11 protein-coding genes are annotated in these 12,321 nt (G+C 43.9%); all 11 read right to left on the bottom strand.

From position 1 onward, the window contains the following. Positions 1 to 321: 321 nt before the first annotated feature. The gene (hemN, locus tag AC4IFO_RS22055; RefSeq protein WP_490737625.1) at positions 322 to 1,695 is read right to left on the bottom strand and encodes an oxygen-independent coproporphyrinogen III oxidase; all 1,374 of its coding nucleotides are present in this window, start codon (positions 1,693 to 1,695) and stop codon (positions 322 to 324) included. A gap of 208 nt (positions 1,696 to 1,903) precedes the next feature. Further along, the gene (gene yihI / locus AC4IFO_RS22060; protein WP_490737627.1) at positions 1,904 to 2,419 is read right to left on the bottom strand and encodes a Der GTPase-activating protein YihI; all 516 of its coding nucleotides are present in this window, start codon (positions 2,417 to 2,419) and stop codon (positions 1,904 to 1,906) included. Between the two features lie 539 nt (positions 2,420 to 2,958). Beyond that, on the bottom strand, positions 2,959 to 4,293 hold the full coding sequence (locus tag AC4IFO_RS22065; RefSeq protein WP_490737629.1) for an NCS2 family permease: 1,335 nt from the start codon (positions 4,291 to 4,293) through the stop codon (positions 2,959 to 2,961). A 182-nt stretch (positions 4,294 to 4,475) separates the two neighbouring features. Beyond that, positions 4,476 to 5,228, bottom strand: coding sequence for an amino acid ABC transporter permease (locus AC4IFO_RS22070; RefSeq protein ID WP_490737631.1), 753 nt, complete (start codon positions 5,226 to 5,228; stop codon positions 4,476 to 4,478). A 1-nt stretch (position 5,229) separates the two neighbouring features. Next, positions 5,230 to 5,982, bottom strand: coding sequence for an amino acid ABC transporter permease (locus AC4IFO_RS22075; RefSeq protein WP_219245367.1), 753 nt, complete (start codon positions 5,980 to 5,982; stop codon positions 5,230 to 5,232). 111 nt (positions 5,983 to 6,093) lie between these two features. Further along, on the bottom strand, positions 6,094 to 6,933 hold the full coding sequence (locus AC4IFO_RS22080) for an ABC transporter substrate-binding protein (RefSeq protein WP_219245366.1): 840 nt from the start codon (positions 6,931 to 6,933) through the stop codon (positions 6,094 to 6,096). Between the two features lie 416 nt (positions 6,934 to 7,349). Then, a complete protein-coding gene (gene phoU / locus AC4IFO_RS22085; RefSeq protein WP_273803888.1) occupies positions 7,350 to 8,063 on the bottom strand; it encodes a phosphate signaling complex protein PhoU in 714 nt (237 codons plus the stop codon). Between the two features lie 13 nt (positions 8,064 to 8,076). Continuing rightward, on the bottom strand, positions 8,077 to 8,853 hold the full coding sequence (gene pstB, locus AC4IFO_RS22090) for a phosphate ABC transporter ATP-binding protein PstB (protein ID WP_219245365.1): 777 nt from the start codon (positions 8,851 to 8,853) through the stop codon (positions 8,077 to 8,079). Between the two features lie 37 nt (positions 8,854 to 8,890). Beyond that, a complete protein-coding gene (gene pstA / locus AC4IFO_RS22095) occupies positions 8,891 to 9,772 on the bottom strand; it encodes a phosphate ABC transporter permease PstA (protein WP_374445521.1) in 882 nt (293 codons plus the stop codon). Position 9,773: 1 nt separating this feature from the next. Further along, positions 9,774 to 10,730 carry a phosphate ABC transporter permease PstC gene (gene pstC / locus AC4IFO_RS22100; protein ID WP_206084973.1) on the bottom strand — a complete coding sequence of 319 codons (957 nt, stop codon included), beginning with the start codon at positions 10,728 to 10,730 and terminating at the stop codon, positions 9,774 to 9,776. Between the two features lie 109 nt (positions 10,731 to 10,839). Next, positions 10,840 to 11,883, bottom strand: a complete 1,044-nt coding sequence (pstS, locus tag AC4IFO_RS22105) for a phosphate ABC transporter substrate-binding protein PstS (protein WP_490737636.1) — start codon at positions 11,881 to 11,883, stop codon at positions 10,840 to 10,842. Positions 11,884 to 12,321 lie beyond the last annotated feature (438 nt).

A 12,321-nucleotide genomic window follows, 5' to 3' on the forward strand; every position in this document is an offset into this window, starting at 1 on the left:
ATCATTCGCGCTGTGGCTAGGCGGCAAAATGAGGATAGCTTGGGGAGCATACATAAGTATGTGACCCAAGTAGCCGAGTACAGCCAACACCCCCACCGCATGAAGGATAACAACCATTTAATTTTCTAAATCATTCGCGCTGTGGCTAGGCGGCAAAATGAGGATAGCTTGGGGAGCATACATAAGTATGTGACCCAAGTAGCCGAATGAAGCCAACACCGCCACAACACGAAGGATGACGAAAATCGGGAGCATACAAAAGTATGTGACCCGAGTAGCCGAATAAAGCCAACGCAGCTATTGCGCGAAATATGAAGAGTATTAGATGACGCGGGAAAACTGCCGCTGCCTCATCTGCCCCCGCAAATACACATCAAAACACATGCACACATTGCGGATCAACAAACGCCCTTGCGGAGTCACTTTAATCCCTGTTGCGGAGATCTCCACCAGCCCATCTTCCGCCATTGGCTTCAATAATTCCAAATCTTCTTTAAAATAAGATTTAAAATCAATCGGGTATAAGGCTTCTATTTGTGCAAAATCCAGTTGGAAATTACAGATTAAGGTTTTGATCACATCACGGCGCAAGCAATCATCATCGGTTAAAACTAAGCCACGCCATAAAGCATGCCCTTGCTCTTCAACCTGTGCATAATAGGTTTTTAAGTCTTTTTGGTTCTGCGCGTAGTTATCCCCTAGCATGCTGATAGCCGAAACACCTAACCCTAACAGATCGCAATCCCCTTGGGTGGTATAACCTTGGAAATTACGGTGCAAAATTCCCTCACGCTGCGCGACTGCCAGCTCATCTTCAGGGCGGGCAAAGTGATCCATCCCGATAAACTGGTAGCCCCCTTTGGTTAACGTCGCAATGGTATCTTGCAGAATATCGAGTTTTTGCTCTGCGCTCGGTAAGTCTTCATCTTTGATTTTGCGCTGCGCTGCAAATAAATTTGGTAAGTGAGCATAATTAAATACGCTTAAGCGATCAGGCGATAACTCTGCGACCTTTTTCAATGTAAAGGCAAAGCTTTCGGGGGTCTGTTTTGGCAAACCATAAATCAGGTCAATACTGGTTGATGTAAAACCCGTTTCTTTCGCGCGCTTAATCAAGGCAAAAATGAAGTCTTCATCTTGTTCGCGATTTACCAATACCTGCACTTCTTTATTGAAGTCCTGCACGCCCATACTTAGGCGGTTAAAGCCTTCATAGCGCAAGTGGTCAATCATATCGAGTTCAATTTCACGCGGGTCGACTTCAATAGACATTTCCACATCATCGGCAAAATGAAAATATTTTTTCAATAAGCCAACTAAATGGCTAACTTGGGCTTTATCAAGATACGTCGGCGTACCGCCGCCCCAATGCATTTGCGTGACAGTGCGGTTTTTTAATAAAGATGCGCGCTGAATAATTTCTTTTTCAATAACTTTTAAATATTCATCCGCTTTATGTTTTTGGCGAGTAACTAATTTATTACAGCCACAGAAATAGCAGAGTTTATGGCAAAAAGGAATGTGCACATACAGGGACAAAGGACGTTCAGGATAACGCGCCGTGGCGCTAATAAACGCTTGTTCATCATAGTCTTGATTAAATTCCAAGGCGGTTGGATATGACGTATATCGCGGCCCTGAATAATTGTATTTCTGAATGAGAGAAAGATCCCAAACAATATTTTGCTCTGACATAACATTCCTCAATTGACCAAAAGCTCAAACCATTACAACGGGTTGCACCTTATTTAATTTGTTATTCGGTGAGTGTGAAAAAACTTCACAACATAGTGATATTATAAATATGTTAGAGAAAAGAGACTTGATGCAACATCAAAGAAAAGTGAGTTTGTAGAAAAAAACAGACGCATCCCCCGCTTGCACGAGGGATGGTTAAACGAAGTTATTTGCTTTTTAAGATGCGCATGATGTCATCTAATTTATCTTCGTCTTCTTCCTCTTCTTCTTCAGCATATTCAATGCCTAAGATATTCATCAGTTCGTCAATACGGTCTAAACAGGTATTGATGTATTTTTGCTCTTCTGCATTAACCGTTTCGCCATCTTCTAGGCGCGCTAATAAGCTATCTAAGCGGTCATCGCTTTCTAACAGCTCTAACTCTTTTTCAGGCGTCAGTTTTTCTTTAACAACTGGCTGTTTTTTCTCAATAACAGGCTTAGATACTTGTTTTTCATCGATAATTAAAGGGATCGGCTTTTTGCTACCCAAACGTGGGTCAACTAACGAATTCTGTCCACTCTTTTGATTATTCGATGATGAGTCTTGATTACGGCTGCCTGACTTATTCCCACGATGTTTTTTCTCGCGTTTACGTTCACGGCCTTCCGCGTTTAATTCTTCTTTGGTTTTACGGTATTTTTTCTTTGGCTTAGCTGCCGGTTTTTTTGGTGCGTTCATGGTCTGATACCTTGATAAAGTCAGTTTCTGCTGCGAAATCTAGCAGGATCCCATAAAGGGGGAAAGCACTAGTTTGCAATTTCAGCGGATTTTTTATTCCACCCTGCCTTCGCAACAGTACTTTACTGATTATACCTTAAATAATTCGAGTTGCATGCAAGGGGATTCGAATAGAAGAAAGAGAAATGATTAACTCATTAAATGACTTTAAAAATTTGGGCCAATAAACAAAATATACTAGGTAATATTCTAAATAATTCCAATCATTCTAATACACTAAGTTATTCTAATGCTCTAAATAATTCGAACTGTGACTAGGCGCCAAACGAGGTTATCTCGGGGAGCATACATAAGTATGTGACTAGGGTTAGCAAACGAAGCCAACACAGTTAACGTGACTCATTAATGCTCTAAATAATTCGAACTGTGGCTAGGCGCCAAGCGAAGTTATCTCGGAGAGCATACACAAGTATGTGACCCGAGTAACCGAGTGTAGGCAACAACGTCACAGCTCGAAGTATGACGAGCATTCGAGCATTTTAGGCGTCGATTAGAACCATTTTAAGCAAAAACATCGCCGCCACTAAAATCACGCACAGGCCCAGATCTCGCCAGCGCCCTGTCCCGATTTTCATCGCACAGTACGCAATAAACCCTAACGCAATCCCTTCGGTAATCGAGAAGCTAAACGGCATCATCACTGCGGTAATAAATGCAGGGACAGATTCCGTTAAGTCATCCCATTTCACGCGAGTCAGGCTTGATGTCATCAACACACCGACGTAAATCAATGCGCCCGCGGTTGCATAAGCAGGAACCATACCCGCAAGCGGAGAGATAAACATGGTCAATAGGAATAAGATGCCGACAACAACTGCTGTTAACCCCGTACGCCCACCGACTGACACCCCTGAAGAGCTTTCAATATAGGCCGTTACCGATGAAGTTCCCATTGCCGAACCAGCAACAGAGCTTAAGCTATCGACATACAAAGCTTGCTTCATGCGCGGGAACGTTCCTCGCTCATTAGTGATCCCAGCTTTGTCTGTCACACCAATCATGGTGCCTGATGAGTCAAATAAATTGACCAACATAAAGGCAAAAATCACGCCAGATAGCGCTAAATCTAATGAGCCAGCGAAGTCCACTTGCCCTACTACGCTAGTGATACTGGGTGGAATAGAGAAAATACCGGTGTATTGCACATCTCCCAGAGCCAGACCAATTAAGGTAGTCACGGCAATAGACACTAACACCGCCGCATGGATGTTACGCGCCGCTAAGATAGCAATAATAAAGAAGCCCAGCGCCCCTAACCACACGTTATGGTGTGTTAAGTTACCGATTGACACTAGTGTATCTGGGTTTGCCACGATAATACCGGAGTTTTTCAACCCCATCATCGCGATAAATAAACCAATACCGCTGGTGATCCCCACACGTAAGCTCAGAGGGATATTAGCAATAATCCAGTAACGAATGCGGAATAATGTCAGGATAAATAAGCCAACTGCGCCCCAGAAAACAGCGCCCATCGCCACTTGCCATGAATACCCCATCGCGCCAACCACCACGAATGCAAAGAAGGCATTCAGCCCCATCGCCGGTGCAACCGCAATCGGTAAGTTAGCGAGTAAGCCCATCAAAATACTGCCAATTGCCGCAATCAAGCAGGTGGTAACGAATACCGCTTTGATGTCCATGCCTGCAATTGACAAAATTTGAGGGTTAACAAAGACGATATACACCATCGTCAGGAAGGTTGTGAAGCCAGCAACAACTTCAGTTCGTGCGGTTGTGCCGTGTTCTTGTAATTTAAAAACACGCTGAAACAAGCTCTGCGGTTGTGCCGAGCTAGAAGATTGATTACTCATTAGATATCGCGCCCAAAAAAAGTTTTTTTCGCCCTATACTACAATTAAAAATCGCAAAAGAAAACGATTGCGTGAAATTCAACAGGCAAAATGTCCTAACTAACTGATACAACGCGATGAATTATGAAAAAGAATAAAAATGGGTTTTGGTAAGATGGCGGTATAAAAACCGCCATTCCTATTTAGGATAGTGCTAACAATTTTTGCCTACGCCAAAATAATAAGCTGCGCCTTGCCGCCAGCTTGTGCGGGTCATTTTGTGCACTGAGTTTTTTTGCCACTACATTGGCAATGATTTCTACCGCAAAGCACATCACAAAATAGATAAATGCCACGAATAAGAAAACTTCCAGTGGATAAACCATTTCGCGGTTATTCACTTGAGTTGCTAAGAAAGATAATTCTGCCACACCCACAACATAGGCTAATGAAGTGTCTTTAATCAACGCCACCCATTGGTTAATAAACGACGGCACCATCATACGTAACGCTTGGGGTAAAACGATATTCCACAATACTTGCCAACGACTGAAACCAAGAGACAACCCTGCCTGCCATTGCCCTGCGCCTATTGCTAAGATCCCTGCTTTTACAGCATGGGCTAAGTAAGCCGATGTGATCAAGGCGAGTGCACAGACCACCGTGGTGATCCCGGGGATCTCTGTGCCTAATAAGATAGGCAACAAGAAATACGTCCAAAATATCAACATAATGACAGGAATTGCACGGAAAAAGCCTAAAACTGCCGCAAATAGGTTAACCCAAAAGCCACGTAGCATGGCTAATGCAATACCGCCCAATGTCCCTAAAAAAATGGATGCCGCCCCTGCCAACAAGCTAATCACCAGTGTCAACGCTGCCCCTTCTAATGGGCCATCAGGGAAAGTCCCAAACAGTAAATATTGCCAATTTTGTTCGATTACTGAAAAATCCATATTACACCCCCTGAGCCAAGTTACGTTGCAGTCGCCATTGTCCCCAGCCTTCCATCAACGCAATAATGGCGATATACAGCACCGTTGCTACTCCAAATGCAGTGAAGGTTTGTAAGGTTTGGCTATCCACTTGGCGAGACACATAAGAGAGCTCCGCGACGCCAATCGCCATGGTTAATGAGGAATTTTTCACTACATTCATGTACTGACCAAGTAACGGCGGCATGGCGATTTTGACCGCTTGAGGCAATACCACCAATTTCATCGCCTGCCACGAAGTCAGCCCCAGCGCAAACGCGGCATATTTTTGGCCTTGGCGTACCCCACGGATCCCCGCGCGAATTTCTTCTGCAATAAAGGGAACGGTGTATAACGTTAACCCAATAAAACCGGCTAAAAATTCAAAAGAAGGCCAACCTACAGTGAGCCCAAATACGTTGATTTCATGAGGCGTATTTAGCCATTCCATCGCCGCAGAAGGGAGAATTTCTCCCGAGGCGAAATACCAGAAGAATAACTGCACCAACAAAGGCGTGTTTCTAAAAATAGAAATATAGATGCTCACTCCCCAGCGTAGAGGAGCAATCTGGCTATCCTTTGCTGATGCAACTAAAAAGCCTAAAAAGGTGGCAGCAATAATGGTGCAAATCGAGATCCAGACTGTTAAAACAAAGCCATAGCCGAACCATTCAAGGTACTGTGGCGCTAATAAATGCGCAGACCAAAAATCACCGCTGACAAATTTCTCAAACATAGTTCACGACCTATTTCTTTCACATCCTGTGACTAAAAAGCTCACCCCGTATAACCAAGAACCCCGCACACAGTGCAGGGTTTCAAATCACTTACTTCTTGCCACTATCGATTAAGACTGTGGTTGTTGTTCGCTCAGTGGGGCAAATTTAAAGTCACCGCGTGGTTGGGCAGCTTTGGTGTCTGGACCAAACCAACGGTTATAAATCACTTCGGCTTTACCATCTTTTTCCAGTTTCAGCAGGGTTTCATTCACGTTTTCAACTAAACGCGTTTCGCCTTTGCTAGCAGCCAGAGCTTGGTACTCTTTGGTTAAGCTAAACGGTGAAATTTCAAAATCTACTTTTACTTTTTCTGGTAGATTACCTAATAAGCCAACCAGTTTTGCATCGTCTTGGGTAATCGCTTGGACGTTACCATTACGCAGCGCAGCAAATGCTTGTGGGGTATCGTCATAAGAAATCACTTTGGTATCTGGGAAACGTTCACGCAGCGTCACTTCCTGCACCGTTCCTTTATCGGCACCAATACGCAGTGGTTTGATGTCATCAGGGGTTTTTAATACGCCTTTACGAGCAATAAATTTTTGCCCTGTGGCGAAATCAGGGATGGAGAAATCAACCTGTTTTGCACGCTCATCGGTAATGGTGAAGTTCGCCCCAATCAGGTCAACTTTACCAGAGGTCAGCAGTGGAATACGGTTTGCAGGGTTTGTTGGACGCAGTTCAAGTTTCACCCCTAAGCTATCTGCAATTTCTTGCGCGATATCAACGTCATAACCCGCTAACTTTTTAGTTTGTGGGTCAATAAAACCAAATGGTGGGTTGCTATCAAATACGGAGATGCGGATCACACCCGCTTGTTTAATATCATCTAATTTATCTGCGCTAGCGACATTCGCTGTCAGCGCCAAACCTGTAAGTAAAACAGTCGTCAGAATACGAGCTTTCATTGAATACCCCTAGTGGTAAATTTATGTAAATCGACCACCACACGCTATCAACTATCTCTTAGCACCTGAAATAATATTAAATAATATGTTTATAACAAAATGGAATATATGAGTGTATAAAAAAGGGGCAAACTCTATAACAAAGGCCCCCGAATATGGCTTTCACCATCAATAGACTCTTATTGAGCAAGAAGAAAGTCTGTATAAAAACCTTAAGCTAAATTTTTAGATACATTGTACCTAAAAATATACACCAATAGTTATTAAGGAAATAACTGTTCAAATGTATCAATGCTCTAAATAGTTCGTGCTGTAGCAAGGCGGCAAACAACGTTATCCCTAGGAGCATACACAAGTATGTGACTAGGGTAACTTTGTGCAGCCAACGCCGCTACAGTGCGAAATATGACGAGCATTTATTTGCTAGTGAGCATTTTTTCGAGATTATCCCCACCCACATGACGGAAATCCTGCCCCTTCACATAGTAGAAAATAAACTCACAGATATTTTGGCAGCGGTCACCGATACGCTCGATTGAGCGTGCACAAAACAGCGCTGTTAACACACTTGGAATGGTGCGAGGGTCTTCCATCATGTAAGTCATTAACTGACGCACAATACCTTCGTACTCTTGGTCCACTTTCTCGTCTTCGCGGTAAATACGGATGGCTTCTTCGAGATCCATACGTGCAAACGCGTCCAGCACATCATGCAGCATTTGCACCGTATGGCGGCCTAGTGATTCTAAACTGACGAGAAGCGGCTGATGTTGCTGCGAAAATTTCTCCAATGCGGTTTGGCAGATTTTATCGGCAACGTCACCGATACGTTCCAATTCCGCGATGGTTTTAGAAATTGACATAATCAGTCGCAAGTCACTCGCCGTTGGCTGACGCTTGGCAATGATTTTTACGCACTCTTCATCAATGGCCACTTCCATCATATTGACTTTATGGTCATTTTCGATAACTTCACGCGCTAGAGCTTCATCCTGATTATGCATCGCCGTGATGGCTTTGGTGAGCTGTTCTTCGACCAGCCCTCCCATCGTCATTAATTCAGTATGGATATGTTCCAGTTCCGCATTGAACTGCCCAGATATATGTTTGTTGTGATTCAGCGTATCCATCGTCGGCTCCATATCAACCGTAGCGGCCAGTAATATAATCTTCAGTTTGCTTCATTTCTGGGGTGGTGAACATCTTATCGGTATGATTAAACTCAACCAATTCACCTAAATACATAAATGCTGTGTAATCAGAACAGCGTGCGGCTTGTTGCATGTTGTGGGTAACAATCACGACGGTATACTCTGATTTTAATTCACTGATTAACTCTTCAATACGCCCTGTGGAAATAGGGTCCAATGCTGAACAAGGCTCATCCAGCAATAACACTTCGGGGCGAATCGCAATACCGCGAGCAATACACAAGCGCTGCTGCTGCCCCCCCGACAAGCTGTAACCACTTTGGTGCAGTTTGTCTTTGGTTTCATTCCACAGTGCCGCTTTGGTTAATGCCCATTGCACGCGCTCATCCATTTCCACACGAGACAATTTTTCAAACAAACGCACGCCAAACGCGATGTTGTCGTAAATAGACATTGGGAATGGTGTTGGTTTTTGGAACACCATGCCCACTTTTGCACGTAATAATGCGATATCTTGTTTGTCTGTCAGGATGTTTTGACCATCCAGTAATATTTCGCCTTGTGCATGTTGTTCGCCGTACAGCTCATACATTTTATTGAAAGTACGTAATAACGTGGATTTACCACAACCCGATGGGCCGATAAACGCCGTAACTTTGTTTTTCTCAATGTCTAAAGAGATATTTTTCAGTGCGTGAAACTTGCCATAATAGAAGTTGAGGTCACGGACTTTAATTTTACTGTTCGCAATTTCGTTTGCATTAATCATGGTTACTTTCTCTCTAAATCTTTATTTATCCGGGCGCTTAGTGTTTTTTCTGTGCAAACACAACGCGGGCAATGATGTTAATAAGCAGGACACACAGGGTAATCAACAACACCCCAGCCCATGCAAGCTCTTGCCATTCGGAGAATGGACTCATTGCGAATTTGAAAATAGTCACAGGTAAGTTAGCAATTGGTTCGCTCATATCTGTACTCCAGAACTGGTTCGACAGTGAAGTAAACAGAAGCGGTGCGGTTTCCCCCGCGATACGCGCAATTGCCAGTAAAATCCCTGTAATAATCCCGGATACTGATGCTTTTAATGTAATGGATAAAATCATTTTCCATTTTGGCGTTCCAAGAGCATAAGCCGCTTCACGCAAGCTATCCGGTACCAACTTCAGCATGTTTTCAGTGGTACGAATAACAATAGGAATTTGCAGCAATGCCAGTGCAATCACCCCAGCCCAACCAGAGAAGTGCTGCATTTGTGCCACCACGATGGTGTACACAAACAAGCCAACAACGATAGATGGTGCTGATAACAAAATGTCATTAATAAAGCGGGTTACAGACGCTAACCATGACTTACGGCCATATTCCGCCAAGTAAATCCCCGCTAAAATCCCTAAAGGCGTTCCAATCACGGTTGCCCATAAAATTAATAAACCACTTCCGACGATCGCATTCGCTAAACCACCGCCTTCGGTATTTGGTGGCGGGGTCATTTCGGTAAACAGATTGAGGGACATGCCATCAATCCCTTTGGTCACCGTCGAAAATAAAATCCACACTAGCCAGAACAGCCCAAATGCCATGGTCAGCATTGAGACAAACAGCGCCATTCTATTCACTTGGCGACGCCATGCTTGACGGCGGGCGCGTTCTTTCTCATTGACGATAAAAGGTTGAGATTCAGACATATTAACGGCCCTCATTCTTCGCAAGACGCATTACCATCAACTTGGAAATCGCCAACACAATGAACGTGATAACAAACAGGATAAGCCCAAGTTCCATCAGCGCTGAGGTATGTAAACCGCTTTCTGCTTCCGCAAACTCATTTGCCAACGCAGAGGTAATACTGTTCCCTGGCATGAAGAGGGATGCGCTATCGAGTTGGTAAGTATTACCAATCACGAAGGTCACCGCCATGGTTTCACCCAATGCACGGCCTAACCCTAACATCACCCCACCTATTACCCCGTTTCGGGTATACGGCAGTACAATGTTCCAAATCACTTCCCACGTGGTGCAGCCAATTCCGTAGGCTGACTCTTTCATCATCACCGGGGTTTGTTCAAACACATCGCGCATCACAGACGCAATGTAAGGAATAATCATAATCGCGAGGATAATCCCCGCCGCTAAAATACCTATCCCGAATGCAGGGCCTGAAAATAATTCACCGACAATCGGAATACTCGACATCACGTTGCCGACCGGCTCTTGGAAGTATTCTGCAAAAAGTGGTGCGAAAACGAATAAGCCCCACATCCCGTAAACGATACTGGGAATGGCGGCAAGTAATTCAATAGCAATCCCTAATGGACGTTTTAGCCAATTTGGTGCGAGTTCTGTTAAGAACAGTGCAATACCAAAACTGACAGGTACCGCGATAATCAGGGCGATTAACGAGGTTACAATGGTGCCGTAAATCGGCACAAGGGCACCAAACTGTTCCGCTGGTGCATCCCACTCTTTGGTCCATAAAAACGAAAACCCAAACTTCTGCATACTTGGCCAAGATGCAAAAATAAGGGAAATAATAATGCCACCGAGCATTAACAAAGTGATTAGCGCGGCAATCTTTACCAGTGCACCAAAAATTACATCACCTGATTTGCTGGGAGCTCTAAATGCCGTTGTTTTTTCGGCCATGCGCTTTGTTCTCTTTCCATTCCTACTTGGTTTGTAGGATTGCGTTACAACAATGAGCGGGTAAGCCCTGTTCCTCAGTACTTACCCGCCATTTCCAACCCGAGGGGCATTAGAACAATGCTTTACCTTGGCTATCTTTAATTTCTGTTTTCCATGCTGCACGAACAGCTGTTACAACTTCTTTTGGTAACACGGCGTAATCCAGTGCTTCTGCTTGTTTGCCCCCTTTATCGTACGCCCAGTTGTAGAAGTCGAGAACCGCTTTACCTTTCTCAGCATTCGCTTGTTCTTTGTGTACTAAGATGAACGTCGTTGATGTGATTGGCCATGCGTTTGCGCCGTCACGGTTAGTCAGGTCTTGTGCAAACGACTTAGACCAGTCAACTTTTTTCGCTGCTGCGCTGAAGCTTTCACCCGTTGGTGATACTGCTTCGCCATCCGCAGAAACTAACTTAGTATACGCAAGATTATTTTGTTTTGCGTAAGCATATTCAACATAACCGATAGAGCCTGGCAGACGTTGTACGAATGCTGCAACTCCGTCATTACCTTTGCCGCCTACGCTGTTTTTCGGCCAGTTAACCGTTGAACCCGCACCGATTTCATCTTTCCAACCTGTGCTGACTTTTGCTAAGTAGCTTGTGAATACGAATGTAGTACCTGAACCGTCAGAACGTCTTACCACCGCGATGGCTTGGTCTGGTAAGTTTGCATTTGGGTTTAATTTTGCGATAGCCGGGTCATTCCATTTGGTGATTTTACCTAAATAGATATCACCTAATGTGTTGCCATCTAACGTCAGTTGGCCTGACTCGATGCCTTTTACGTTAACCGCCAGTACCACACCACCGATAACGGTAGGGAATTGGAACAGGCCATCTTCTTTTAATTTTTCGTCAGTTAATGGCGCATCAGATGCACCGAAATCAACGGTTTTTGCATTAATTTGTTTTACACCACCAGAAGAACCGATCCCCTGATAGTTCACTTTATTACCTGTTTCTTTCTGATAAGAGTCTGCCCACTTCGCATAGACAGGAGCAGGGAAGGTCGCGCCAGCTCCGGTCAGGCTGGTAGCAGCAAAAGAAGACATTGCAGTCAGAGATAAAGTTGCTGCCATTACGCTTGCTAAGGTGGTACGCGTCATTTTCATAATCCCTCCGGGGATGTATAGAAACAATCAAGTATAAAATTGTTGGGTGTATGTCACGGTAGGAAAAATAGGACAATTTAGTTACGACAACATGTCGTTTTTATGACAGTTTTATGACAATTGATTATTTTTTCACTGAGGACGAGATAAAACTAGGCAGGATGAAAATAAAAATAATTTAAATTCAAACAGTTAAAGGAATATTACATCAAAATACGTTTGAAAAAGAAAAATGACAGGCTGTCATAAAAGCGAAAATATTTTTACGCTGTGGCCATAAAACAATACTTAAAACAATCCGAGCTCTAAATAGTTCAAACTGTAGGTAGGTGCCAAAGGAGCCTGAATACAGATAATACGCAAAACAATTCGAACTCTATAAATAGGAAGATAGCTCTAAATAGTTCAAACTGTAGGTGGGCGCCCAAGGAGCTTGAA

The organism is Providencia sp. UF-224, assembly GCF_058245955.1.

Excerpts from the sequence above, each read along its gene's own strand:
- pstC (WP_206084973.1), bottom strand. The coding sequence starts at position 10,730 with ATGGCCGAAAAAACAACGGCATTTAGAGCTCCCAGCAAATCAGGTGAT.
- AC4IFO_RS22075 (WP_219245367.1), bottom strand. The coding sequence starts at position 5,982 with ATGTTTGAGAAATTTGTCAGCGGTGATTTTTGGTCTGCGCATTTATTA.
- pstB (WP_219245365.1), bottom strand. The coding sequence starts at position 8,853 with ATGATTAATGCAAACGAAATTGCGAACAGTAAAATTAAAGTCCGTGAC.
- pstA (WP_374445521.1), bottom strand. The coding sequence starts at position 9,772 with ATGTCTGAATCTCAACCTTTTATCGTCAATGAGAAAGAACGCGCCCGC.
- AC4IFO_RS22080 (WP_219245366.1), bottom strand. The coding sequence starts at position 6,933 with ATGAAAGCTCGTATTCTGACGACTGTTTTACTTACAGGTTTGGCGCTG.
- AC4IFO_RS22070 (WP_490737631.1), bottom strand. The coding sequence starts at position 5,228 with ATGGATTTTTCAGTAATCGAACAAAATTGGCAATATTTACTGTTTGGG.
- pstS (WP_490737636.1), bottom strand. The coding sequence starts at position 11,883 with ATGAAAATGACGCGTACCACCTTAGCAAGCGTAATGGCAGCAACTTTA.
- AC4IFO_RS22065 (WP_490737629.1), bottom strand. The coding sequence starts at position 4,293 with ATGAGTAATCAATCTTCTAGCTCGGCACAACCGCAGAGCTTGTTTCAG.
- phoU (WP_273803888.1), bottom strand. The coding sequence starts at position 8,063 with ATGGATACGCTGAATCACAACAAACATATATCTGGGCAGTTCAATGCG.
- yihI (WP_490737627.1), bottom strand. The coding sequence starts at position 2,419 with ATGAACGCACCAAAAAAACCGGCAGCTAAGCCAAAGAAAAAATACCGT.
- hemN (WP_490737625.1), bottom strand. The coding sequence starts at position 1,695 with ATGTCAGAGCAAAATATTGTTTGGGATCTTTCTCTCATTCAGAAATAC.